18 protein-coding genes and 1 pseudogene are annotated in these 22680 nt (G+C 70.5%); 12 read left to right on the forward strand and 7 right to left on the reverse strand.

The window, feature by feature from the left end:
- The first annotated feature begins 55 nt into the window (after positions 1-55).
- The 5 genes from GA0070612_RS15295 (at position 56) to polA (ending at position 6682) form a co-directional block, all read left to right on the forward strand.
- Positions 56-1039, forward strand: a complete 984-nt coding sequence (locus tag GA0070612_RS15295) for a branched-chain amino acid ABC transporter permease (RefSeq protein ID WP_088988504.1) — start codon at positions 56-58, stop codon at positions 1037-1039.
- Positions 1036-2214 carry a branched-chain amino acid ABC transporter permease gene (locus GA0070612_RS15300; protein ID WP_088988505.1) on the forward strand — a complete coding sequence of 393 codons (1179 nt, stop codon included), beginning with the start codon at positions 1036-1038 and terminating at the stop codon, positions 2212-2214. Before GA0070612_RS15295 ends, GA0070612_RS15300 begins: the two co-directional genes overlap by 4 nt.
- A complete protein-coding gene (locus GA0070612_RS15305) occupies positions 2207-3148 on the forward strand; it encodes an ABC transporter ATP-binding protein (RefSeq protein WP_088988506.1) in 942 nt (313 codons plus the stop codon). The genes GA0070612_RS15300 and GA0070612_RS15305 overlap by 8 nt, the downstream gene beginning before the upstream one ends.
- Positions 3135-3848, forward strand: a complete 714-nt coding sequence (locus tag GA0070612_RS15310; RefSeq protein ID WP_088988507.1) for an ABC transporter ATP-binding protein — start codon at positions 3135-3137, stop codon at positions 3846-3848. Before GA0070612_RS15305 ends, GA0070612_RS15310 begins: the two co-directional genes overlap by 14 nt.
- A gap of 134 nt (positions 3849-3982) precedes the next feature.
- Positions 3983-6682, forward strand: coding sequence for a DNA polymerase I (polA, locus tag GA0070612_RS15315; protein WP_088988508.1), 2700 nt, complete (start codon positions 3983-3985; stop codon positions 6680-6682).
- Positions 6683-7009: 327 nt separating this feature from the next.
- On the opposite strand, the pseudogene GA0070612_RS15320 reads toward polA, so the two are convergent.
- The 4 genes and pseudogenes from GA0070612_RS15320 to GA0070612_RS15335 form a co-directional block, all read right to left on the reverse strand.
- Positions 7010-7357: pseudogene (locus GA0070612_RS15320) on the reverse strand (DUF3140 domain-containing protein); the annotation flags it as partial.
- A complete protein-coding gene (locus tag GA0070612_RS15325; RefSeq protein ID WP_088988510.1) occupies positions 7350-7562 on the reverse strand; it encodes a hypervirulence associated TUDOR domain-containing protein in 213 nt (70 codons plus the stop codon). The pseudogene GA0070612_RS15320 and the gene GA0070612_RS15325, both read right to left, overlap by 8 nt.
- 35 nt (positions 7563-7597) lie before the next feature.
- Positions 7598-8200 (reverse strand): Uma2 family endonuclease, encoded by a 603-nt coding sequence (locus GA0070612_RS15330; RefSeq protein ID WP_231924573.1) that lies wholly within the window; start codon positions 8198-8200, stop codon positions 7598-7600.
- Positions 8201-8257: 57 nt separating this feature from the next.
- Positions 8258-9064, reverse strand: a complete 807-nt coding sequence (locus GA0070612_RS15335; RefSeq protein ID WP_088991523.1) for a class I SAM-dependent methyltransferase — start codon at positions 9062-9064, stop codon at positions 8258-8260.
- A gap of 465 nt (positions 9065-9529) precedes the next feature.
- Here GA0070612_RS15335 and rpsA point away from each other — a divergent pair, with 465 nt between their 5' ends.
- Both rpsA and coaE read left to right on the forward strand, forming a co-directional pair.
- Positions 9530-11038: a 30S ribosomal protein S1 gene (gene rpsA / locus GA0070612_RS15340; protein WP_088988512.1), complete on the forward strand. Its 1509-nt coding sequence runs from the start codon at positions 9530-9532 to the stop codon at positions 11036-11038.
- A gap of 128 nt (positions 11039-11166) precedes the next feature.
- A complete protein-coding gene (coaE, locus tag GA0070612_RS15345; RefSeq protein WP_088988513.1) occupies positions 11167-12348 on the forward strand; it encodes a dephospho-CoA kinase in 1182 nt (393 codons plus the stop codon).
- 10 nt (positions 12349-12358) lie between these two features.
- Here coaE and GA0070612_RS15350 read toward each other — a convergent pair whose 3' ends face one another.
- Positions 12359-13945 (reverse strand): hypothetical protein, encoded by a 1587-nt coding sequence (locus GA0070612_RS15350; RefSeq protein WP_157742484.1) that lies wholly within the window; start codon positions 13943-13945, stop codon positions 12359-12361.
- Between the two features lie 428 nt (positions 13946-14373).
- Here GA0070612_RS15350 and uvrB point away from each other — a divergent pair, with 428 nt between their 5' ends.
- Positions 14374-16482, forward strand: a complete 2109-nt coding sequence (gene uvrB / locus GA0070612_RS15355; RefSeq protein ID WP_088988514.1) for an excinuclease ABC subunit UvrB — start codon at positions 14374-14376, stop codon at positions 16480-16482.
- A 788-nt stretch (positions 16483-17270) separates the two neighbouring features.
- On the forward strand, positions 17271-18128 hold the full coding sequence (locus GA0070612_RS15360) for a helix-turn-helix domain-containing protein (protein WP_088988515.1): 858 nt from the start codon (positions 17271-17273) through the stop codon (positions 18126-18128).
- Between the two features lie 125 nt (positions 18129-18253).
- Here the strand turns inward: GA0070612_RS15360 and GA0070612_RS15365 are convergent, their stop codons facing one another.
- Positions 18254-18562, reverse strand: coding sequence for an antibiotic biosynthesis monooxygenase family protein (locus tag GA0070612_RS15365; protein ID WP_088988516.1), 309 nt, complete (start codon positions 18560-18562; stop codon positions 18254-18256).
- 83 nt (positions 18563-18645) lie between these two features.
- Between GA0070612_RS15365 and pnuC the strand changes: the two genes are divergently transcribed.
- The 3 genes from pnuC to GA0070612_RS15380 all read left to right on the forward strand — a co-directional run bounded on the left by pnuC (position 18646) and on the right by GA0070612_RS15380 (position 21709).
- Positions 18646-19314 (forward strand): nicotinamide riboside transporter PnuC, encoded by a 669-nt coding sequence (gene pnuC / locus GA0070612_RS15370; RefSeq protein ID WP_088988517.1) that lies wholly within the window; start codon positions 18646-18648, stop codon positions 19312-19314.
- A gap of 4 nt (positions 19315-19318) precedes the next feature.
- A complete protein-coding gene (locus GA0070612_RS15375; RefSeq protein ID WP_167393631.1) occupies positions 19319-20398 on the forward strand; it encodes an AAA family ATPase in 1080 nt (359 codons plus the stop codon).
- Positions 20399-20710: 312 nt separating this feature from the next.
- Positions 20711-21709, forward strand: coding sequence for a TerC family protein (locus GA0070612_RS15380; protein WP_088988518.1), 999 nt, complete (start codon positions 20711-20713; stop codon positions 21707-21709).
- A gap of 31 nt (positions 21710-21740) precedes the next feature.
- On the opposite strand, the gene GA0070612_RS15385 is transcribed toward GA0070612_RS15380, so the two are convergent.
- Positions 21741-22664, reverse strand: a complete 924-nt coding sequence (locus tag GA0070612_RS15385) for a C40 family peptidase (RefSeq protein ID WP_088988519.1) — start codon at positions 22662-22664, stop codon at positions 21741-21743.
- Positions 22665-22680 lie beyond the last annotated feature (16 nt).

Consider the following 22680-nt stretch of genomic DNA (forward strand, 5'->3'; position numbering starts at 1 on the left):
TGGAGTGCGGCCGGGGTGACTCACCCCGGCCGCACTCGATTCAAGGAGACCCCCGGTGCATTTCGATGAACTGATCGGCCATCTCGGCCAGCACACGGTCGATGGCCTTTCCAAGGGCGCCATCTATGCCCTGATCGCCCTTGGCTACACCCTCGTCTACGGCGTCCTTCGCCTGATCAACTTCGCGCACTCCGAGGTGTTCATGGTCGGTACCTTCGCGGTGCTGATCCTCTGGAACCAGATCGGGGTGGAAAATAACCCGCCTGTCGGACAGGCGATCCTGTTCCTGGTACTCGGCCTGGTCGTCGCGGCGGCAGCCTCGGGCGGTACGGCTCTCGCGCTCGAGCGGGTCGCCTACCGGCCGTTGCGGCGCAAGAACGCGCCGCCGCTGATCTTCCTGATCACCGCTATCGGTTTGTCCCTGGTCTTCGTCGAGCTCTTCGGGCAGGTGCTGCCGAAGCTGCTCGGCGGCGCGTTGCCGGACGTGTTCGGTCGGCCCCGGCAGATCGTCGGTATGCCGACGATCATCCAGCAGGAGACGCTGTTCACCATCGGCAACACGGCGATCACGAACATCCAGCTGATCGTCTTCGTCGCGGCTGTGGCGATGATGGCGCTCCTGGACTGGTTCATCAACCGCACCCGGTACGGCCGGGGCGTGCGGGCGGTGGCCCAGAACCCGGAGACCGCCGCGCTGATGGGCGTCAACCAGGAGCGCGTGATCATGCTGATCTTCGTGCTCGGTGGCATCATGGCCGGCGCCGCCGCGCTGTTGTGGAGCATGCGGTTCGGCTTCACCCAGAACAGCATCGGCTTCGTGCTCGGTCTGAAGGCGTTCACGGCCGCGGTGCTCGGTGGCATCGGCAACCTGCGCGGCGCGCTGCTGGGTGGCCTCTTCCTGGGCATCGTGGAGGTCTACGGTGCGACGCTCTTCGCGTCCAACTGGGAGGACGTCATCGCCTTCGTGGTGCTGATCGTGGTGCTGATGTTCCGGCCCACCGGCCTGTTGGGTGAGTCGCTCGGGAGGGCCCGCGCATGATCGACAAGATTCGCACCGCAGACCGCCGCCGGGTCGGTTTCCTGACCTCGATGAGCGAACGCTGGCAGGCGCTGCCGAAGTGGCAGAAGGCCATCGGCGTGCTCGCCCTGCTCGTCTTCGTCTACTCCCTGCCGTACCTGGGCAAGCTGCCCGGGGGTCTCATGATCCCCGGTCTGAACGACCTGCGTACCGACTCGATCGAGGGCGGCAACAACTGGGCGGGCGTGCTCTTCGTCTGCGCCATCTACGTCCTGGTCGCGATCGGTCTGAACGTGGTGGTCGGCCTCGCCGGCCTGCTCGACCTCGGCTACATCGGGTTCTTCGCCATCGGCGCGTACAGCGTGGCGCTGTTCGGTTCGGTGAACTCGCCGGTGGTCAAGTGGATCCAGCAGGAGTTCGACCTGCCGCCGACGTGGGCGGTGACCTGGGGCATCTGTCTGCTGATCGCGATCGTGCTGACGATGATCTCCGGGGTGCTGCTGGGCTGGCCGACGCTGCGGCTGCGCGGTGACTACCTCGCGATCGTGACGCTCGGCTTCGGTGAGATCATCCGGATCGTGGCGCGCAACGCCACCGGGGTCACCAACGGTCCGGTCGGCATCTCGGCCATTCCCGGCCCGGAGGGTGCGCCCTCGGCGGACAACAAGGTCTTCGGTCTGATCGACGCGAAGCCCTGGTACTGGTTGGCGATCACCTTCGTGCTGCTGATGGTGATCGTGGTCCGCCGGTTGGAGCACAGCCGGGTGGGTCGTGCCTGGCTGGCGGTCCGTGAGGACGAGGACGCGGCCGCGGTGATGGGCGTGTACCCGTTCAAGTTCAAGCTGTGGGCGTTCGCCATGGGTGCGGCGCTCGGTGGCCTGGCGGGCTTCCTCTTCGGCAGCCGCAACGCGTTCATCGACCCGACCCAGTTCAACGCGAACCTCTCGATTCTCTTCGTCGCGATGGTCGTCGTCGGTGGCTCCGGCAACATGCTCGGTGTCTCGCTCGGCGCGGTGCTGCTGGCGTACCTGCCGGAACGGTTCCGCGACTTCGCCGACTACCGGTGGCTGGTCTTCGGTCTGGCCATGGTGCTGGTGATGATCCTGCGTCCGCAGGGTCTGATCCCGAGCCGGCGGCGAGCCCGCGAGTTGAAGGACCGCGCGGCGGAGGCAGAGGAGGCGCCCGCTCATGTCTGACCAGACCACCAGCACGTCCGCGCCGAAGATCCCGGCGCAGCCCGGACCTCGGTCGGTGCTGCTCGAAGTCGACGACGTCACGCTCCGCTTCGGTGGTGTCGTCGCCCTCGACAAGATCAATTTCCAGATCTACGAGGGCGAGATCCTCGGCCTCATCGGGCCGAACGGCGCCGGCAAGACCACGAGCTTCAACGTGATGACCGGGGTCTACAAGCCGACCTCGGGTGCGGTCCGGTTCCGTGGCCAGAAGGTGACCGGCCGCAAGCCGCACCAGATCAGCCAGCTGGGCATCTCCCGGACGTTCCAGAACATCCGTCTCTTCCCGGAGATGACGGCCCTGGAGAACGTCATGGTCGGCACCGACTCCCGGCATCGGACCAGCGTGCCGGGTGCGATCTTCCGGGTGCCCCGGATCAAGCCGAAGCCGCACGAGTTGCCGCAGGTGACCGCCGAGGCGGGCATCCAGCGGACGTGGCAGGAGATTCGCCGGACGTTCGCCAAGACGTTCGGGTTGTCCCGGCACATCCTGGAGGAGCGGGCGGCCGAGGCCAAGGCGTTGGAGTTGCTGCGTTTCGTCGGCATCGCCGACCGGGCCAACGACGAGGCGCGCAACCTGCCGTACGGCTACCAGCGCCGGTTGGAGATCGCCCGGGCGCTGGCCACCGAGCCGAAGCTGATCTGCCTGGACGAGCCGGCCGCCGGCTTCAACCCGGCGGAGAAGGAGGAACTCCTCGCCCTGATCCGCAAGATCCGGGACATGGGCCTGACCGTGTTGCTCATCGAGCACGACATGCGGCTGGTCATGGGTGTCACCGATCGGATCGTGGTGCTGGAGTTCGGCCGCAAGATCGCCGAGGGTGCGCCCGCGGAGGTCAGCCGCGATCCGAAGGTGATCGCCGCGTACCTGGGGGAGTCCGCCGATGACGCTGCTTGAGTTGGAGAACGTCACCGTCGCCTACGGTCGGATCGAGGCGCTGCACGGCATCAGCCTCACCGTCAACGAGGGTGAGGTGGTGGCCCTGATCGGCGCGAACGGCGCCGGCAAGACCACCACGATGCGGGCCATCTCGGGGACCCGGTCGCTGTCCGAGGGGAAGATCACCTTCAACGGTGAGGACATCAGCAAGCTCCGGGCCGACCTGCGGGTGGTCCGGGGGCTGTGTCAGTCGCCGGAGGGGCGGCAGATCTTCCCGGGTATGACGGTGATGGAGAACCTGGACATGGGGGCGTACACCCGGCGGGACTCCGCCGGCATCGCCGCCGACCTGGACCGGGTGCTGACCCTCTTCCCGCGGCTGGCCGAGCGGCGCAAGCAGGCCGGTGGCACGCTCTCCGGCGGCGAGCAGCAGATGCTCGCGGTCGGCCGGGCGCTGATGAGCCGTCCGAAGCTGCTGCTGCTCGACGAGCCGTCGATGGGGCTGGCCCCACTGGTCATCCGGCAGATCTTCGACATCATCACGGAGATCAACCAGCAGGGCACCACCATCCTGCTGGTGGAGCAGAACGCCCAGCAGGCGCTGTCGCGGGCACACCGCGGCTACGTGCTGGAGACCGGTCGGATCGTGAAGGAGGGGTCCGGTCAGGACCTGCTGCACGATCCGTCGGTCAAGGAGGCGTACCTCGGCGTGGCCTGAGCCAACCGGGCGGCGGCCGGTCACCCCCTCGCGGGGGTGGCCGGCCGTCGGCGTTCGGGCCGGCTGTGGTTTCGGTGTCGCGTCGCCGGTGCCGCCGGCCGGGGATGTCGGTGCGACGGACTAGAGTCGCTGCCGTGACAGCTACGACGCCGCGCCTGCTCCTCGTCGACGGACATTCCATGGCATACCGGGCCTTCTTCGCCCTGCCTGTGGAAAACTTCTCCACCACGACGGGTCAGCCGACCAACGCGGTGTACGGCTTCACGTCGATGCTGATCAACGTCCTGCGCGACGAGCAGCCCACCCATATCGTGGTGGCCTTCGACGTCTCCCGCCGCTCCTTCCGCACCGAGCAGTACGCGGAGTACAAGGCCGGCCGCAGCGAGACCCCGAACGACTTCAAGGGCCAGGTCAGCCTGGTCAAGGAGGTCCTCGCCGCGCTCCAGATCCCGGTGGTGGAGAAGGAGGGCTTCGAGGCCGACGACGTCATCGCCACGCTCGCCTGTCAGGCCCGCGACCAGGGCATGTCGGTGCTGATCAGCAGCGGTGACCGGGACGCGTTCCAGTTGGTCGACGACCAGATCACCGTCCTCTACCCGCGCAAGGGCGTCTCCGACCTGGCCCGGATGGATCCGGCGGCGATCGAGGCGAAGTACGGCGTCGGCCCGCAGCAGTACCGCGACCTCGCCGCGCTGGTCGGCGAGACCAGCGACAACCTGCCGGGCATTCCCGGCGTCGGCCCGAAGACCGCCGCCAAGTGGATCACCACGTACGGCGGGGTGGAGGGCGTGATCGCCCGCGCCGACGAGATCAAGGGCAAGGCCGGTGACAGTCTGCGGGAGCGTCTTGCCGACGTGATCCGCAACTACGAGATCAACCGGCTCGTCTCCGACCTGGAGCTGCCGCTGCGCCCGGAGGACACCCGCTGGACCGGATGGGACCGGGAGGCCGTGCACCAGGTCTTCGACACCCTCGAGTTCCGCATCCTGCGCGACCGCCTCTACCAATACCTGGAGGCGGTCGAGCCGGAGGCCGAGTCCGGGTTCGACCTGGCCGGTGAGGTGCTGACCGAGCCCGGGGCGCTGGCCGGCTGGCTGGGCACGCACGCGCCGACCGGCACGCCGGTCGGGCTGGCGGTCAAGCTCGACACCGGCGTCAACCGCCGGCACACCGCCTCCATCACCGGTCTGTCGCTGGCCACCGCCGGCGGCGCGGCGGCGTGGGTCGACCCGGCGCGGCTCGACCCGGCCGACGAGGGTGCCCTCGCCGGCTGGCTGGCCGACGCGCAGCGACCCAAGGTGCTGCACGACAGCAAACCGGCCGTGCTGGCCTGCGCCGCGCACGGCTGGCAGCTCGCCGGCATCGTCCGCGACACCCAGATCGCCGCGTACCTGGCCCGCCCCGACCAGCGCTCCTACGACCTCACCGACCTGGCGCTGCGCTACCTGCACCGGGAGCTGCGGGTCGACGTTCCGGAGTCGGGCCAGCTCACCCTCGACGGGCTGGGCGACGAGGGCGTCGCCGAGCAGAACCTGATGCTGCAGGCCCGGGCCACCCTCGATCTGGCCGACGCGATCGACGCCGAGCTGTCCCGCGACGGTGAGCAGTCCGCCCGGCTGATGGCCGGGGTGGAGTTGCCGTTGATGCGGGTGCTGGCCGGCATGGAGAGCACCGGCATCGCCGCCGACACCCACTACCTGTCCGAGTTGGAGGCGCACTTCGCCGCCGAGGTGAAGGCCGCCGCGCAGGGCGCGTACGAGGCGGTGGGTCGGGAGTTCAACCTCGGCTCACCCAAGCAGTTGCAGGAGATCCTCTTCACCGAGCTGGGCCTGCCGAAGACCAAGAAGATCAAGACGGGTTACACCACCGACGCCGACGCCCTGCAGTGGCTCTACGCCCAGCAGCCGCACCCGGTGCTGGCGCACCTGCTGCGCCACCGTGACGTGGCCAAGCTCAAGTCGACAGTCGACGGTCTGCTGAAGTCGGTCTCCGACGACGGTCGGATCCACACCACCTTCAACCAGACGGTGGCGGCCACCGGTCGGCTCTCCTCCACCGAACCCAACCTGCAGAACATCCCGATCCGCACCGAGGAGGGCCGGCGCATCCGCCGTGCCTTCGTGGTGGGGGAGGGTTACGAGTGCCTGCTCACCGCCGACTACAGCCAGATCGAGATGCGCATCATGGCGCACCTGTCGTCGGACGACGCGCTCATCGAGGCCTTCAACTCCGGCGCCGACTTCCACGCCGCCACCGCCTCGTCGGTCTTCGGGGTGCCGCTAGACGAGGTCACCCCCGACCAGCGGCGCAAGATCAAGGCCATGAACTACGGCCTGGCGTACGGGCTCAGCGCGTTCGGCCTGTCCCAACAGCTCAGCATCAGCACCGAAGAGGCGCGCGGGCTGATGGAGAACTACTTCGCCGGCTTCGGTGGGGTGCGTGACTACCTCCAGCAGGTCGTCGCCCGCGCCCGCCAGGACGGCTACACCTCGACGATCCTGGGTCGCCGCCGCTACCTGCCCGACCTGGTCAGCGACAACCGGCAGCGCCGCGACATCGCCGAGCGGATGGCGCTCAACGCCCCCATCCAGGGCTCCGCGGCCGACATCATCAAGGTCGCGATGCTGCACGTCGACACCGCGCTCGCCGACGCCGGGCTGCGCTCGCGGATGCTGCTGCAGGTCCACGACGAGTTGGTCTTCGAGGTCGCCCCCGGTGAGCGGGAGGCGCTGGAGGCGCTGGTCCGTCACGAGATGGGCGGGGCGTACCCGCTGTCGGTGCCCCTGGAGGTGTCGGTGGGCGAAGGCCGGGACTGGAACAGCGCCGACCACTAGGTCTTGATCGTGAAAAGGGGTTTGCGGGGCAACCTGGCCCGTTGCGGTGTGGGGTTCCGGGGCAGCCCGCCCCGCTCCGGGCGGTCAGGCTTGATCCCTGCGCGGGTCGGGCTGCCCCGGAAGCCTGACGTGGTCACCCCAGTCGCGTTGCTGCCTGTATGTGTCGCCGCACTCGATCCCGCTGAGCCGGTTTCGTCCCGCCGGGCACGTGCTTCATCCGTACAACGTCGGGGAAGTGCTGGGTCGTAGCGTTCTGAGGCACCAACGTCGCCGACGTTGTGCGGACCTTGCGCCAGGTGAGCCCGTGCGGGCGGGCCGGGTCGTTCACTTCATCGGGTCGTGGCCCCAGTTCATCAGCGACCAGCGCCACTTGGTGTCGCGGACGTTGCCGGCGGGGCGTTGTGCCATGTGTCGGCGTACGTAGCCGACCACCTTGCGCATGTGCTTGTAGTCGCCCTCGGACAGATCGCTGCGTTTACGACGCAACAGGTTGATGATCTTCCGGCCGGACTCGTGCCCGACGGACTCGCCGCCACCGGAACGGCCGCCCTTGTGCCAGCCAACCTGCTTCGACTCGTCGGTCTCCAGCCAGGTGGACAGCTCACCGGGCTTCATGTTCACCGCCTCGGTGAACTCCCGGTAGGTGTCCCGCCCCTGGTCGTCAGCCCTACTCATGGCGCAGCGCCTCGGGGCGGTGGGCCACGTCGCGGCCCGACCCGTCACTGCGAACCCGGTACTGCGGGTCGTCGGGCGTCGCGTTCACGGCCCGTCCCCGGATCCGGGTCCGCTCGGTGATGGTCTCCTGCACCACGCCGTACGCGCGGCTGCCATGGGCCGACCAGGAGACATGGTCGCCCTTGTGAAATCTCGGTTCGGCCATGCCGCTGGCTACCCGACCCCGTCGGGGCGAAACGGCTACGGCGTGATCTCGGCGATCGGCAGCTTGATGTCGAACGGCTCGGCCAGCTCGATCACGTCCGCGCCGTCGTCGACCAGCTCGTACTGCCGCTCACCGCCCGGACCCACCCGGTCGCCGATCCGGTACGCGTAGACGTGCACCGGGTCCTGCTCGATCCGCCAGTAGAACGGGATGCCGGCGGCGGCGTACTCACCGGGCTTCGCGAACCGGTCGATCCGTCGCGTGCCGGGCGAGACGATCTCCACGGCGAGCACGACGTCCGCCGGCCGTAACGTGGACCGGTTGGACGGCACCTCGGCGCGACAGAGCAGCACGTCCGGCTGCCGGCTGGTGTTGCGGCTGAGTGCGACTCCGACTGCTTGGGCGGCGCGAAGATTCGCCGGGGCGTGCGAGCGCAGCCACAGCCACAGCAGGCTGCAAATGTCTTGATGGCCCAGGGTGGGGGAGGGTGTCACCTGGATAACTCCGTCGACGAGTTCGACGCGGGGGGCGTCGTCCGGCAGGGCGAGCAGGTCCTCCAGCGTGTAGTCGGCACGCTGCTGCCGCATCGGATCCGGACACCAGGGGCCAGGTGATGTCGGGATGGGCTCGGCGCTCATGGGTCCGAGCCTACCGGCGATCGATGGATCGCAGGTCGGACCGCGGGTGCGACGCGCTCACCCCGCGGGCTTCTCGGTGACGAAGATGGCGGTGCCGGGGAAGAGCCGTCCGCGCAGCGGACTCCACTGCCCCCAGATGCCCTCGTGCCCCTCCGGCCACTCCGGCTCCACCAGGTCCACCAGCCGGAAGCCGGCCCCGACCAGCTCCCGGACCCGGTCGCCGAGCGTGCGGTGCTGTTCGACGTAGGTGGCCACGCCGGATTCGTCCTGCTCCACGTAGGGGGAACGGTCGAAGTACGAGTGCACGGCGGTCAGCCCGCCCTCGCCGGGGTCGTCGAGGAAGATCCAGCGCATCGGATGGGTCACCGAGAACACCCACCGTCCGCCGGGGCGCAGCACCCGGTGCACCTCGGCGTGCAGGGCCGCCGAGTCGTCCACGAACGGGATCGCGCCGAACGCGGTGCAGGCGAGGTCGAAGGACCGGTCGGCGAACGGCAGGGCGAGGGCGTCGGCCTGCACCAGCGGTACGCGTACCCCGGTGGTGTCGGCGGCCGTGGCGGCGTGCCGCAACATGCCGGCGGACAGGTCGAAGGCGACCGGTCGGGCGCCCTGGGTGGCGAGCCAGCGGGCGGCGGCCGCCGCGCCGCAGCCGACCTCCAGCACACGCCGCCCGGACACCTCGCCGAGCAGGTGGGCGTCGGCCTCGCGGAGACCTTCCGGACACCAGACGAAGTCCACGTCGCCGAGGAACGCGCCGTGCTCGGCCTGGTAGTCGTCGGCGTCGGTGTCCCACCAGCCGCGGTTGGCCCGTCGGACCTCGGCGTCGGCCACCCGGCGCCGGGTGACCCTGCTGTCGTCATCCACGGCGCACACGCTAGGCCCTCCCCGTCGCGTGGGGAGCGGCGACGCGGCCACGATTCGTCGAGCGGCGCTGCGGTCGACGCGGTGCCCGAGCGGTCGCGGTGTCCGAGCCGCCGGGGTTGCGGGCGTGGGGACGGCCGCTCGCCGCCCGTCCCACCAGGGTCGAAAGTGACTGCTGTGACGCACGAGACAGCAGGGGTCGTTTCCGGGCGATTGTTCGCCTTTCGCAGGTCACCGCACGGAGAGAAGCCGGGAGGGCTTGCACGCTGTGGTAATGCGCACGGTAGGCTAGACGATGCGCTCGCGGATCGCGTTGCCTCGGCAGGGAGCAGGTGCGCGGTCGACGGAGCCACATCATGATCTCAACTTGCGATCGTTCGGTGTGCCCGGCGACGGATCCGCTGGCGCGAACAGGTCACCGCGACACCAGCCTGCTGTGACAACCCACCGACCGGAGCAACCGCCCACATGACGAGCAGCATCGAGGCCCCCTCGAGCGCCACCCGGGTCACCCACGACGATCTCGGTTCCGAGGAGGCTTTCCTCGCCGCGATCGACGAGACCATCAAGTACTTCAACGACGGCGACATTGTCGAAGGCACCGTCGTCAAGGTCGATCGGGACGAGGTCCTGCTCGACATCGGCTACAAGACCGAGGGCGTCATCCCCTCTCGGGAGTTGTCGATCAAGCACGACGTGGACCCCGCCGAGGTTGTGACGGTTGGTGACCACATCGAGGCCCTGGTCCTCCAGAAGGAGGACAAGGAGGGGCGTCTGATCCTCTCCAAGAAGCGGGCGCAGTACGAGCGGGCCTGGGGCACGATCGAGAAGATCAAGGACGAGGACGGCGTCGTCCGCGGTTCGGTCATCGAGGTGGTCAAGGGCGGCCTCATCCTCGACATCGGGCTGCGCGGCTTCCTGCCCGCGTCGCTGGTCGAGATGCGTCGCGTGCGTGACCTGCAGCCGTACGTCGGGCGGGAGCTCGAAGCCAAGATCATCGAGCTGGACAAGAACCGCAACAACGTGGTCCTGTCCCGCCGGGCCTGGCTCGAGCAGACGCAGTCCGAGGTGCGCACCGAGTTCCTCAACAAGCTGCAGAAGGGCCAGGTCCGCAAGGGCGTCGTGTCCTCGATCGTCAACTTCGGCGCGTTCGTGGACCTCGGCGGCGTCGACGGTCTGGTGCACGTCTCCGAGCTGTCCTGGAAGCACATCGACCACCCGTCCGAGGTCGTCGAGGTGGGCCAGGAGGTCGAGGTCGAGGTCCTGGACGTCGACCTGGACCGCGAGCGTGTCTCCCTGTCGCTGAAGGCGACCCAGGAGGACCCGTGGCGGCAGTTCGCCCGCACCCACGCGATCCAGCAGATCGTGCCGGGTAAGGTCACCAAGCTGGTTCCGTTCGGTGCGTTCGTCCGCGTCGACGACGGCATCGAGGGCCTGGTCCACATCTCCGAGCTGGCCGAGCGCCACGTGGAGATTCCGGAGCAGGTCGTCCAGGTCGGCTCCGAGGTCATGGTCAAGGTCATCGACATCGACCTGGAGCGCCGCCGGATCTCGCTGTCGCTCAAGCAGGCCAACGAGGGCTTCGTCGAGGGCGAGGAGCACTTCGACCCGACCCTCTACGGCATGGCCGCGACGTACGACAACGAGGGCAACTACATCTACCCGGAGGGCTTCGACCCGGAGACGGGCGAGTGGCTCGAGGGCTACGACAAGCAGCGCGAGACCTGGGAGAACCAGTACGCCGAGGCTCGTCAGCGCTGGGAGGCCCACACCAAGCAGGTGCAGACCTCTCGGGCCGCCGACGCCGAGGCCGCTGCCAACCCGGCCCCGGCCGTCGCGGCCGCTGCCGGTGGCGGCGGTGGCACCACCTCCTCGTCCAGCCCGGCCCCGAGCCGGCAGGCCGAGGAGCCGGCCGGCACGCTGGCCACCGACGAGGCGCTCGCCGCACTGCGGGAGAAGCTCGCCGGCGGTAAGTGACCCGCTGAACGACGACGGGCCCCGTCCCCGCGATCTTCGGATCGCCGGGGGCGGGGCCTTCGCCGTGAGCGGGTGCCAGCTGCTGAGCGGGTTTGGTGGTGGGCTCGGGCATCCGGTTGACTGGTCGGGTGTTGAGAGTGGGATTGACCGGCGGTATCGGGTCGGGCAAGAGCGCGGTGGCGGCGCGGCTGGTCGAGCGGGGCGCGGTGCTCATCGACGCCGACCAGGTGGCGCGGGAGGTCGTGGCACCGGGCACGGACGGGCTGGCCGAGATCGTCGCCGCCTTCTCCGACAGGGTGCTGGACGCCGACGGCGCGTTGGACCGTGCCGCACTCGGCGCACTGGTGTTCGCCGACGAGGCGGCGCGCCGTCGACTCGAGTCGATCACCCACCCTCGGGTTCGGGCCCGTACCGCTGAGCTGACCGCCGCCGCGGCACCCGACTCGATCGTCGTCAACGACGTACCGCTGCTGGTCGAGGTGGGGCTCGCGCCCACGTACCACCTGGTGATCGTGGTGCAGACGGCCGTGCCGACCCGACTGGAACGGCTGGCGCGGGCCCGGGGGATGAGCCGCGCGGACGCCGAGCGGCGGATCGCCGCCCAGGCCGACGACGCCCGCCGGCGGGCCGCCGCGGACGTGGTGCTGACCAACGACGGCAGCCTGGCGGACCTGCACGACGCCGTCGACGCGCTCTGGGTGCGGCGGTTGTCGCCCTACGAGGACAATCTGCGCGAGCGGCGGGTGGTCCCACCGGGTCGGAGCGACCGGGTCGGCGCCGACGAGACGTGGCCGGCGCAGTACGCGCGGCTGGCCGCCCGGATCCGACACGCGCTGGGCTCGCACGCCCTGCGGATCGACCACATCGGTTCGACGGCGGTGCCCGGCCTCGCCGCCCAGGACGTCATCGACGTGCAGGTGGCCGTGTCCAGCCTCGCCGACGCCGATGGTGCGCTGGCCGACCGACTGGCGAACGCCGGATTCCCCCGGGTGCCGGGGCAGTGGTGGGACGACCCGCGTCCGGCTGGCAGCGATCGCTGGCAGAAGCGGTTGCACGGTAGCGCCGACCCGGCCCGCCCGGTTCGCCTGCACGTGCGGGTGGCCGACTCGCCGGGCTGGCGGTACGCCTTGATGATGCGCGACCACCTGCGTGCCGACCCGGATCAGCGGTCCGCGTACCTGCTGCTCAAGCGGGACCTCGCCGACGCGGCACCGGAGGTCGGCGAATCGGGTACGGCCAGCGATCCGTGGTTCGACGAGGAGTACCTGCGGGCTGAGCAGTGGGCCGAGCAGACCGGCTGGCGACCCTGAGCGACACCGGTCAGCGGGCAGGGTGGGGTCGAGGGGCGGCGGGCCGGGGGATCGGGGCGAGCCGGGGCACCACTGTGGGACGGAGATCCAGGTGAGCCCACGCGTCGGCGTCGGTGTGCAGTTCCAGCCGGTGTAGCCACCCGTCGCGGTCGATCCAGTAGCGCAGCCGCGTGCCGGCCGAGCCGACCTCGACGACGTCCACGGTCTGTCCGTCGGCGACGTCCTCGCGTACCCGCACGGCCGTACCCCGTGGCCCGACCGACCCGGCGGCCACGGCCGCGTCCACCAGCACGCTCACCGCGTCGCCGCCGGCGCGGGAGACGCGCCACGGCCCGGCCGGGGGTGGCAGCGGCGGCCGTTCGGGCTGTTCCGCGGTGCCGCCACCGGCGGCGCCGGCGGGCAGGTCCGCCCGGGCCAGGCCGGTGGTGTCGCGCCGCAGCAGGGTCCGGCGGTCCGGCACTCCCAGGTCGGCAACCGCGAGGTACGCGGTACGTGTGGTCCAGTTCAACCAGCCGGCGGCCCGCAGGTTCGTGTCCGTGCCGACGGGTGCGGTCAGCGTCAGCGTGGCACCGCTCTTCGCCCGCAACCGGGCCGGTAGCTGGTCCAGTCGACGCCGTTCGGCGTCGGTCAGCGCGCGGGGCAGGCCGGGCCGGCCACCGAGGGCGTCCACCGGGTGCAACGTCGGCCGGTCCGTCCGGTTGAGGACCACGGTGACCGGGCCGACGCCGGGCAGCCGCGTCACCAGTTTGTGCAGGCGGGCGTCCTGGTCGAGCCAGAACCGGGCCTGGCCGTCCGGCTCGGCGCTCGCCGAGCCGGAGGTGCCACCGGGTGTCGCACGAGGCGCTGGTGTTCCGGGCAACGGCGCCTGGAGGACGTCCACCGGCCCGGCGGCCACGGTGTCCCGGGCGATCCAGCGAGCACCACTGTCGGGTGCCGCCCGTGTCGCGTCCGGACGGTCGGCGGCGAGGCCGAGGAGCAGGTCGAGCACCGGCGCCAGGCTCGTCCCAGGTGCGAGGCGGTGCAACCGCCAACGGTCCGTGGGGGGCACCAGCGGTGGTGCGGCGGGAGTGGGTACGGCCGCGGGGTCGGGTCGGACCACCAGGACCGCGCCGACCCTCTGCACCAGCCCTCGTTCGGCGCCCGCGCCCGGCCCACCCACGTCGAGGTAGAGCAGGGACCGCGACCAGTCCACCCAGCCCACCAGTTCGATCCGGGCGGCGTCGACGCCGGCGGTGACCCGGACCCCGGAGCGCAGGTCCCGCAGGTTGGTGACCCGTACGGCGGCCAGCCGCTCGCCCTCGGCGAGGGTCAGCGGCCGGGACGGCTCGGGTGGGTCGGGCGCCCAACTCAACAGCCCGAGCACCAACGCCGCCGCGGACGTCACAGCGGTCAACGCGAGCAACAGCAGCACGGTACGCCGACGGCGGTTGACCGGGGTGCGGCCGTCCGTCGGCTCGGCGGCAGGTGCGGAGGTGTCGTCGGCGCGGGTGGTCGGTCCGGCCCTGTCGAGACGTCGCCCGGTGACGGGTCGGCGCTTGCCGGCGGGCCGCCCGCTGCCGGTCCGGGCGGTGGCGGGTCGGCTGGTGGTGGGCCGCACAGCGGCGTCGGAGGGACTCCCCGCGTCCCCGGTGTCGGTGCTGCCCGCGGTGGAAGCCCGCCGTCTGTCATCGGCCCTGCGGCCGGCGCGTGTGGTGGTGTCGGGAGCCGGGGTCGGAGAGGTGTCCACGGAGATGAAACGGGCGGGGAGGCGCGGGGGTGACGAGCAGGGGCGCTCGCGGCGGCCGGTCTGCGCGGTGAGCGCGACCACACCGGTGCGCACGCCGGACGAGCCGGGTGCTGCGACCGCAGTGCCGGGGACGGCCGGCCGTGATGACGGCCTGGCCACCTGCCCGGTCGGCCGCCGCGAGCGGCCTACACGAAGAGGGTAGTCCCGGTGACATGGGCCACACAATGGGAATATTGAAGCCGATCACGTACCTGGCGTGACGGCCGTTCCTGTCGGACCTCCGGCGTACCGTTGACGGTATGGCGCTCGACATTCCCCGGCTGGACAGCCGCTTCCAGGTCGTCAGTGAGTTCCAGCCGGCCGGCGACCAGCCGGCCGCCATCGACGAGCTTGCGCGTCGGGTCCGGCGCGGCGACCGTAACACCGTGTTGCTCGGCGCGACCGGCACCGGCAAGAGCGCCACCACGGCGTGGCTGGTCGAGCGTCTCCAGCGCCCGACCCTGGTGCTCGCCCCCAACAAGACGCTCGCCGCGCAGCTGGCCAAGGAGTTCAGCGAGCTGCTGCCGCACAACGCTGTCGAATACTTCGTCTCGTACTACGACTACTACCAGCCCGAGGCGTACATCCCGCAGACCGACACCTACATCGAGAAGGACTCCTCGATCAACGAGGAGGTCGAGCGACTGCGGCACTCGGCCACGATGTCGCTGCTCACCCGCCGCGACGTGATCGTGGTGGCGACCGTCTCGGCGATCTACGGTCTGGGCACCCCGGAGGAATACCTCGACCGGGCGGTGAAGGTGCAGGTCGGCCAGGAGCTCGACCGCGACCAGCTGCTGCGTCGGCTGGTCGACATCCAGTACACCCGCAACGACATGGCCTTCCAGCGGGGCACCTTCCGGGTCCGCGGCGACACCCTGGAGATCATTCCGGCGTACGAGGAGTTGGCCGTCCGTGTCGAGCTGTTCGGTGACGAGGTGGAGAAGCTCTACTACCTCAACCCGTTGACCGGTGACGTGGTCCGCGAGGTCGACCAGCTGGTGATCTTCCCGGCGACGCACTACGCGGCCGGCCCGGAGCGGATGGAGCGGGCGATCCGCGACATCGAGGTGGAGCTGGCCGAGCGCCTCGCCGAGCTGGAGCGGCAGGGCAAGCTGCTGGAGGCGCAGCGGTTGCGGATGCGCACCACCTACGACATCGAGATGATGCGGCAGGTGGGCTTCTGCTCCGGCATCGAGAACTACTCGATGCACATGGACGGGCGGCTGCCCGGCAGCCCGCCGCACTGCCTGCTCGACTACTTCCCCGACGACTTCCTCACCGTGGTCGACGAGTCGCACGTGACCATCCCGCAGATCGGCGGCATGTACGAGGGCGACGCGTCCCGCAAGCGGATGCTCATCGATCACGGCTTCCGGCTGCCCAGCGCGGCCGACAACCGGCCGCTGCGCTTCGACGAGTTCCTGGAGCGGGTCGGTCAGATGGTCTTCCTCTCCGCGACTCCCGGCACCTGGGAGATGGAGCAGGCGCAGGGCGAGTTCGTCGAGCAGGTCATCCGGCCCACCGGCCTGGTCGACCCGCAGGTCGTGATCAAGCCGACCAAGGGCCAGATCGACGACCTCATGCACGAGATCAAGCTGCGGACCGACCGCGACGAGCGGGTGCTGGTCACCACGTTGACCAAGAAGATGGCCGAGGACCTGTCCGACTACCTCCTGGAGAACGGCATCCGGGTGCGTTACCTGCACTCGGAGGTCGACACGCTGCGCCGGGTGGAGTTGCTGCGCGAGCTGCGCAAGGGCGACTACGACGTGCTGGTGGGCATCAACCTGCTCCGTGAAGGTCTGGACCTGCCCGAGGTGTCGCTGGTGGCGATCCTCGACGCCGACAAGGAGGGCTTCCTGCGCAGCGGCCGTTCGCTGATCCAGACCATCGGGCGGGCCGCTCGTAACGTCTCCGGTCAGGTGCACATGTACGCCGACAAGATCACTCCGTCGATGGCGGCGGCGATCGACGAGACCGATCGGCGTCGGGCCAAGCAGATCGCGCACAACGAGGCGCACGGGATCAGCCCGGAGCCGTTGCGCAAGAAGATCCACGACATCCTGGACGACATCTACCGCGAGGCGGAGGACACCGAGAACTCCCGGGTCGGCGGCGCCGTGCGTCAGCTCTCCCGGGGCAAGGCGCCGGTCAAGGAGACCCGCAGCAGGAGCCGGTCCGCGGCTGCCACCACCTCGCGGGAGGGGATGGCCCGCGCCGACCTGGCGCAGCTGATCCAGGAGCTCAACGACCAGATGCTGGCCGCCGCCCGCGAACTGCAGTTCGAGCTGGCGGCTCGGATCCGCGACGAGGTCTCCGACCTGAAGAAGGAGCTCCGCGGTATGGACGCTGCCGGCGTGACGTGACGGACGGCGAGATCCTCACGGGCGGCCCGATGTCCGCCCGTGACCTGGCTCCCACCGTCTGGTCCTTCGGCGCCTACCGCCCCTGATCCGGTACCGGCGCGAGTGCCGTGCCCACCTGCCGCAACCCGGCCGAACCGTGCTGGCGTGCGTCCCGAACGTGCCGATACGGCCCCTGCCCAGCCGGCGGGGGCCGTAGGTGTCGATGACGGGGGTCGGAGGTGCGTCGCTGGTGGGTCGGTGGTGGGGCTTGGGGGGTGGCGGTCGCTGGGTTCGGAGGTGGGTCGGTGGTGGGGCCTGGGGAGTGGCGGTCGCGGCGAGCGGAGGTGAGTCGGTGGTGGGGTCCTTTGGAGTTGAATCGTTTGTGGCATCACGGCCGCGTGCCAGCCATGCCCGGCAGCCACCCTGCGGCCCGTTCGTCCGGCGGTTCCTCGACCGGCCTCGCTGACGGCTGAATCGTTAGCGATATCAGCTCCATAGCGACCGCCGGTGGCAATGCCTCCTCGGCCTGCCATGGTTCGGGGTTGCGAGGTCGGGCTGGGACGACACACCGGGTTCGCGCCGAACCGGTCTGTCCCGTCGGGCCGCAGGCCCCACACGGCCTCTGCCGCCTGAGAAACGCTCGCCCTGCGCTCGCTCGCCCTGCGCCGAGGACTCGGCGCGGGGCGGTGGTAACAGCACTTCTGGCCCTCGGAATCGGCGACGCGACCGAATGCCCTGATTGCGGTGTGCGAGCAAACTATTGCACTGGGTGATCGTCCTGCGTACTCTCCCTCGGTGGGGAGGCCGGGATGCCGCTACCAACAAGTCCTGTCATTCGACGAGCACGTCTGGGCGCAGAGTTGCGCCAGCTACGCCGGCGCGAGGCGCTGACCCTGGAGCAGGTCTGCGACCGGCTGGGGTGGGCCTCGACGTCGAAGTTGTCCCGCATCGAGTTGGGTCAGAGCCGTCCTGACCTCGCCGATGTGCTGGATCTGCTGGACGTCTACAAGGTGCCCTCACCCGCCCGCGAAGCGCTGATCGTGATCGCCCGGGACGCGGCGACCAGCCGCGGCTGGTGGAAGACGCTGGGCGAGATGAGCGAACGGCAACGCACCTACGCCGAGTTGGAGGCGGGCGCGGCGGACATCGTCGAGTACCAGCCGTCGGTCGTGCCGGGGCTGCTCCAGACGCCCGCGTACGCCAGGGTGCTGGTCACGGCCGGCGCGCGACTCACGCCCGAGGTGGACGTGGAGGCCGAGGTGCGTGCCCGTGCGCTGCGGCAGGAGGTGTTGCGGCGGGCCTACCCGCCGCGCTACACGGCGGTGCTCGCCGAGGCGGTCTGCGACCCGGGTGACCTGCCGGAGGCGGTCTGGCGTGAACAGCTGCGGCACCTGGTGGCCGTGACCGGGCTGTCGCACGTCACGGTGCGGCTGCTGCCACGCGGGGTGGCCGGCGGCGGGCTGCACCCACTCACGCCGTACTCCTGCTATGCCTTTCCCGACCCGGCGGACCCGCGGACGGTGATGCTGGAAGCGTTGACCACCGACGTGCGGTTGGCCACCGTGCTCGACGTCGACCGTTACCAACGGATGACCGAGGCGCTGCTGGGGGCGGCGTTGTCACCGGAGGAGACCGTCACCGCGCTGGCCCGCCGCGTCGGCGAGTAGGAGTCGTGGTGCCGCGCGGCCACCGGGCCCGGCGCCCCCGAGCCCGTCGGGACCGGCGGCCGGCGCGTGCGCGGGCACGATAACCGCGGGGTACGACAGCGCCCGCGGGTGTACGACGGCGGCGCTCAGGCCGGTGCGTCGAGGGCCGGTACGTCGAGGAAGTGTTCGACCACGGGCGGCCCGGCGAAGTGCGGGCCGATCAACGCGCGCCACCGCTCGAAGCGATCGGTGGCGCGGAAGTTGTCCTCGTGGGCCTCGACCGAGTCCCATTCGACGAGCAGCACGAAGCGGGTGGGGGATTCGATGCCCCGCGTCATCCGCACCGAGCGGCAGCCGGTCGCCCCGGCGAGCACCGGGTGACCCTCGGCGTACGCGGCGGCGAACGCGTCCTCGTGTCCGGGTAGTACGTCGATCAGCGCGACTTCGAGCACCATGCCGCAAAGCCTCCCACGACGGGCGGGGCCGATGGTGTCCCGGGGGTCTGTCCCAGCCGGGAGGGTGCCCCTAGGGTGGCACAGTGATCATCGATTGGCTCACCGGCACCGCGTTCCAGGTGGCCGGTACGGGCACCACCTGGGCGGAGCTGTTGGGGTTCGCCACTGGTGTGCTCAACGTGTGGTTGGTGGCCCGGCAGAAGATCGCGAACTGGCCGATCGGCATCGCCAACGTGCTGCTGCTCATGCTGCTGTTCTGGACCGCCGGCCTGTACGCCGACGCCGGGCTCCAGGTCGTGTACGTCGCGCTCGGCTGTTACGGCTGGTGGCACTGGTTGTTCGGTGGCGAGCGGCGGAGCCGGCTCACGGTGAGTCGTACCGGGCGACGGGAGTGGTTGGCGCTGGCCGTGGTCGGTGTGCTGCTCACCGCCGGCCTGTGGGTCCTGCTGGACCGGGCCACCGACTCCACGGTGCCGTTGCCGGACGCGTTGACCACGGCGCTGTCGCTGCTGGCGACGTACGGGCAGACCCGCAAGCGGGTGGAGAGCTGGTGGCTGTGGATCGCCGCCGACCTGATCTACATCCCGTTGTACGCGTACAAGGGACTGCACCTGACCGCCGTGCTCTACCTGATCTTCCTCGCCCTGTGCGTGCTCGGGTTGCGGGCCTGGCGGGCGGACCTGCGTCGGGTCGACCCGCCGACCCCGGTGCCGCCCGGCCCGGCGCCGGTAGCACGCAGCGCAGCGGAGTGACGGCATGAGCGAGCGGGCACCGGAGTTCGGGCACGGGATGGTGGTGGGCAAGTTCTACCCGCCGCACGCCGGGCACCACGCGCTGATCGAGGCGGCGGCCGCCCGCTGCGCGGAGGTCACCGTGGTGGTGGCGCCCGCGCGCCGGGAGTCCGTTCCCCTCACCCTGCGGCTGGACTGGTTGCGGGAGGTGCACGCGGACACGCCGTGGGTCCGTTTCGTCGGCCGGTACGACGACCATCCCGTCGACTACGACGACCCGGCCGTCTGGGACGCGCACTGTGCGGTGTTCCGGGCGGCGGTCGGTTCGCGCCGGGTGGACGCGGTGTTCTCCTCCGAGGCGTACGGCGTCGAGTTGGCTCGGCGCTTCGACGCCGTACCCGTGTCGGTGGATCCGGATCGGCGGACGGTGCCGGTGTCCGGCACGGCCGTGCGTGCGGACCCGACGGCGCACTGGCGGTGGTTGAGCCCGCCGGTGCGTGCCTGGTTCGTCCGGCGGGTGGTGGTGGTCGGCGCCGAGTCGACGGGCACCACCACGATGGCCGAGGCGCTCGCGGCGCACTACGGCACGCCCTGGGTCCCGGAGTACGGCCGGGAGTTGACCGCCCGCAAGCTGGCCCGGCTGCGGGAGCGTGTCCCGCAGGCGAGCGTCTTCGACGTCACCTGGGACCGGGACGACTTTCGCACCGTGGTCCGCGAGCAGCAGGCCGCCGAGGACGCGGCGGCGCGCACGAGTGGTCCGCTGCTGATCTGTGACACCGACGCGCGGGCCACGGCGGTGTGGGAGGAGCGTTACCTGGGCAGCGCGTCGCCGGAGGTCCGGGCCGCGGCCCGCCGGCCGGCGCTCTATCTGCTCACGGATCACCAGGGGGTGCCCTTCACCGACGACGGGCTGCGCGACGGTGAGCATCTGCGGGCCTGGATGACCGAGCGGTTCCGTACCGAGCTGGCGGGGTGCGGGGTGCCGGTGGTGGAGCTGTCCGGGTCGCATGCCGAGCGGCTGGCACGGGCGGTGCGGGCCTGCGACGACCTGCTCGCCGCCGGCTGGTCGCTCGCCGACCCGATCGCCGCACCCGACAGGGCCTGAGGGCCTAGCCTCCTAGGACACTCAAGGGGGTGTGCGGCGTGTGCGGCGCCACCGACGGCCCGGGGTGTGATCACGGGCGGTGGTGGGCAACAATGGTCACCGAGGAGGGGAGTATTCCCCCGCAACGGAGTCGTCAGCACGGTCGATCGTCGGAACCTCGGCGTCCCGACCCGGCTCCGTCGGTCGCCTCCCGGTAACGGGTGGCGGCGGAAGAGACCTCCGACAGTCACCAGAGTGAGCGACAGCGGCACACCGGCCCCTCCGGGGGCGTACGGTGTGCCCGACGCCGCGTGTCTGCCGGAGGAATGAACGTTGGACGTGTCCGGATTGGTGTGGGCGGGAACGCTCGTCGCACTGACTGCGGTTCTGCTCGTCGACCTGTTGATCATTGGTCGGCGCCCGCACGAGCCGAGTGTGCGGGAGTCGAGCCTCTGGGTCGCCTTCTACGTCGGTCTCGCCCTGCTCTTCGGCGCCGGTGTCTGGTTGACCTCCGGGGCCAGCGCGGCCGGGCAGTTCTACACCGGTTGGCTCACCGAGTACAGCCTCTCGGTGGACAACCTCTTCGTCTTCGTGATCATCATGGCCCGCTTCGGGGTGCCCCGGCAGTACCAGCAGAAGGTGCTGCTCGTCGGCATCGTGCTGGCGCTGGTGATGCGCGGTGGGTTCATCGCCGCCGGCGCCGCGTTGATCACGCAGTTCTCCTGGGTCTTCTACATCTTCGGCGCGTTCCTGATCTACACCGCGGTGAACCTGGCCCGGCAGGGTGAGCCGGACGAGGACGAGTTCTCCGAGAACGTGCTGATCCGGTGGAGCCGCAAGGCGCTGCCGATCTCGAAGGACTACGACGGCGCGAAGCTCACCACCCACGAGGCCGGCAAGCGGCTGTTCACCCCGATGCTGATCGTGATGATCGCGATCGGCACCACCGACCTGATCTTCGCCCTGGACTCGATCCCGGCGATCTTCGGCATCACCCAGGAGCCGTACCTGGTCTTCACCGCCAACGTCTTCGCGTTGATGGGCCTCCGGCAGCTCTACTTCCTGCTCGGCGGCCTGCTCGACCGGCTGATCTACCTCAGCTACGGCCTGGCCGTGGTGCTCGGCTTCATCGGCGTCAAGCTGGTGCTGGAGGCGTTGGCCGACAACAACCTGCCGTTCATCAACGGTGGCGAGCACGTCGGTTGGGCTCCGCACATCCCGATCTGGCTGTCGCTGCTGGTCATCATCGGCACCCTGGGCATCGCCACCGCCGCCAGCCTGATCAAGTCCTCCCGGGACCGACGCCGCGAGCTGGTCGACGCCCGCCGCTGACCGAGCACGGGTCTAGGGCGCGTTCCGCGCCCTAGACCCGGTGCGCGCCCACCAGGGTGGCCGTCCGGTCGGCCGGCAACGGTTCCTCGATGACCCGCCGACGGCGGTAGCAGGCGTGCAGCATCCGCCGCTCGCCGCCGTCACCGGGTGGGGCGGTGACGATACCGATGTGGTGGATCTTGCGGCCGGGTCGGGCGAAGAAGTACAGGTCGCCGGGGCGTTCCGCGCCCAACGTCAGCGGCGTGGTGGCGGCGGCCTGGTCGTCGGCGTCGCGGGGCAGCAGCACCCCGAGCCGCCGCCAGGCCAGGTGCACCAGCCCGGAGCAGTCGATGCCGTGCGCCGAGAGGCCACCCCAGATGTAGATCACGTCCAGCAGCCGCTGCGCCACCGCCAGCGCCTGCTGGGCGTTCGGCGCGGCGGCGGGCGTCGCGACGAGGTGGTCGTCGGGCAGCCAGAGCGGCTCGGCCTGGCCGGGCACGTGTACCGGCCGCCAGTCGTCGCGTGCGGGGCCGGCGGGGACGAGGCGGGTGCCGACGACGATGCCGGGCACCACCACCGGACCGCCCGGCGCGGCGTGCAGCCCGGTGACAGTGGTGTCCACCACCAGCGGTGGTGCGGTGCCGGTGGCGGCCGGGTCGACGGCTGTCAGTTGCTCGACGGGGAGCCATCCCGGGTAGCCGCGCGGATCGAGCTTGGCGGCGGGCTGCTCGACGGCGACGACCCGTGCCCAGCCGTCCGGTCGGAGTTCGCTGACGAGGACCCGCTCGCCGAGCAGAAGTTGGCTCAGTACGCAGTCGCCGACCTGCTGGTCGGTGTTCATCCCGGAGACCCAGGCCAGGATGTCGGCGCGGGCGGTCAGTGCCGGGCCGTCGACGGGGCGGACCGCCTCGGGGGAGGTCCACAGCGTTGCCACCGCGACCCGGACGACGGCCTCACGGCCCGGTTGCAGCTCCACGTCAACCCCCAGATCG

This window comes from Micromonospora chokoriensis (assembly GCF_900091505.1).
GTDB lineage: Bacteria > Actinomycetota > Actinomycetes > Mycobacteriales > Micromonosporaceae > Micromonospora > Micromonospora chokoriensis.

Bases quoted from the DNA above. Each gene is read 5' to 3' on its own strand.
- GA0070612_RS15300 (WP_088988505.1), top strand. From the start codon at position 1,036: ATGATCGACAAGATTCGCACCGCAGACCGCCGCCGGGTCGGTTTCCTG.
- GA0070612_RS15305 (WP_088988506.1), top strand. From the start codon at position 2,207: ATGTCTGACCAGACCACCAGCACGTCCGCGCCGAAGATCCCGGCGCAG.
- GA0070612_RS15310 (WP_088988507.1), top strand. From the start codon at position 3,135: ATGACGCTGCTTGAGTTGGAGAACGTCACCGTCGCCTACGGTCGGATC.
- GA0070612_RS15325 (WP_088988510.1), bottom strand. From the start codon at position 7,562: ATGGCCGAACCGAGATTTCACAAGGGCGACCATGTCTCCTGGTCGGCC.
- GA0070612_RS15330 (WP_231924573.1), bottom strand. From the start codon at position 8,200: ATGAGCGCCGAGCCCATCCCGACATCACCTGGCCCCTGGTGTCCGGAT.
- rpsA (WP_088988512.1), top strand. From the start codon at position 9,530: ATGACGAGCAGCATCGAGGCCCCCTCGAGCGCCACCCGGGTCACCCAC.
- uvrB (WP_088988514.1), top strand. From the start codon at position 14,374: ATGGCGCTCGACATTCCCCGGCTGGACAGCCGCTTCCAGGTCGTCAGT.
- GA0070612_RS15360 (WP_088988515.1), top strand. From the start codon at position 17,271: ATGCCGCTACCAACAAGTCCTGTCATTCGACGAGCACGTCTGGGCGCA.
- GA0070612_RS15365 (WP_088988516.1), bottom strand. From the start codon at position 18,562: ATGGTGCTCGAAGTCGCGCTGATCGACGTACTACCCGGACACGAGGAC.
- GA0070612_RS15375 (WP_167393631.1), top strand. From the start codon at position 19,319: ATGAGCGAGCGGGCACCGGAGTTCGGGCACGGGATGGTGGTGGGCAAG.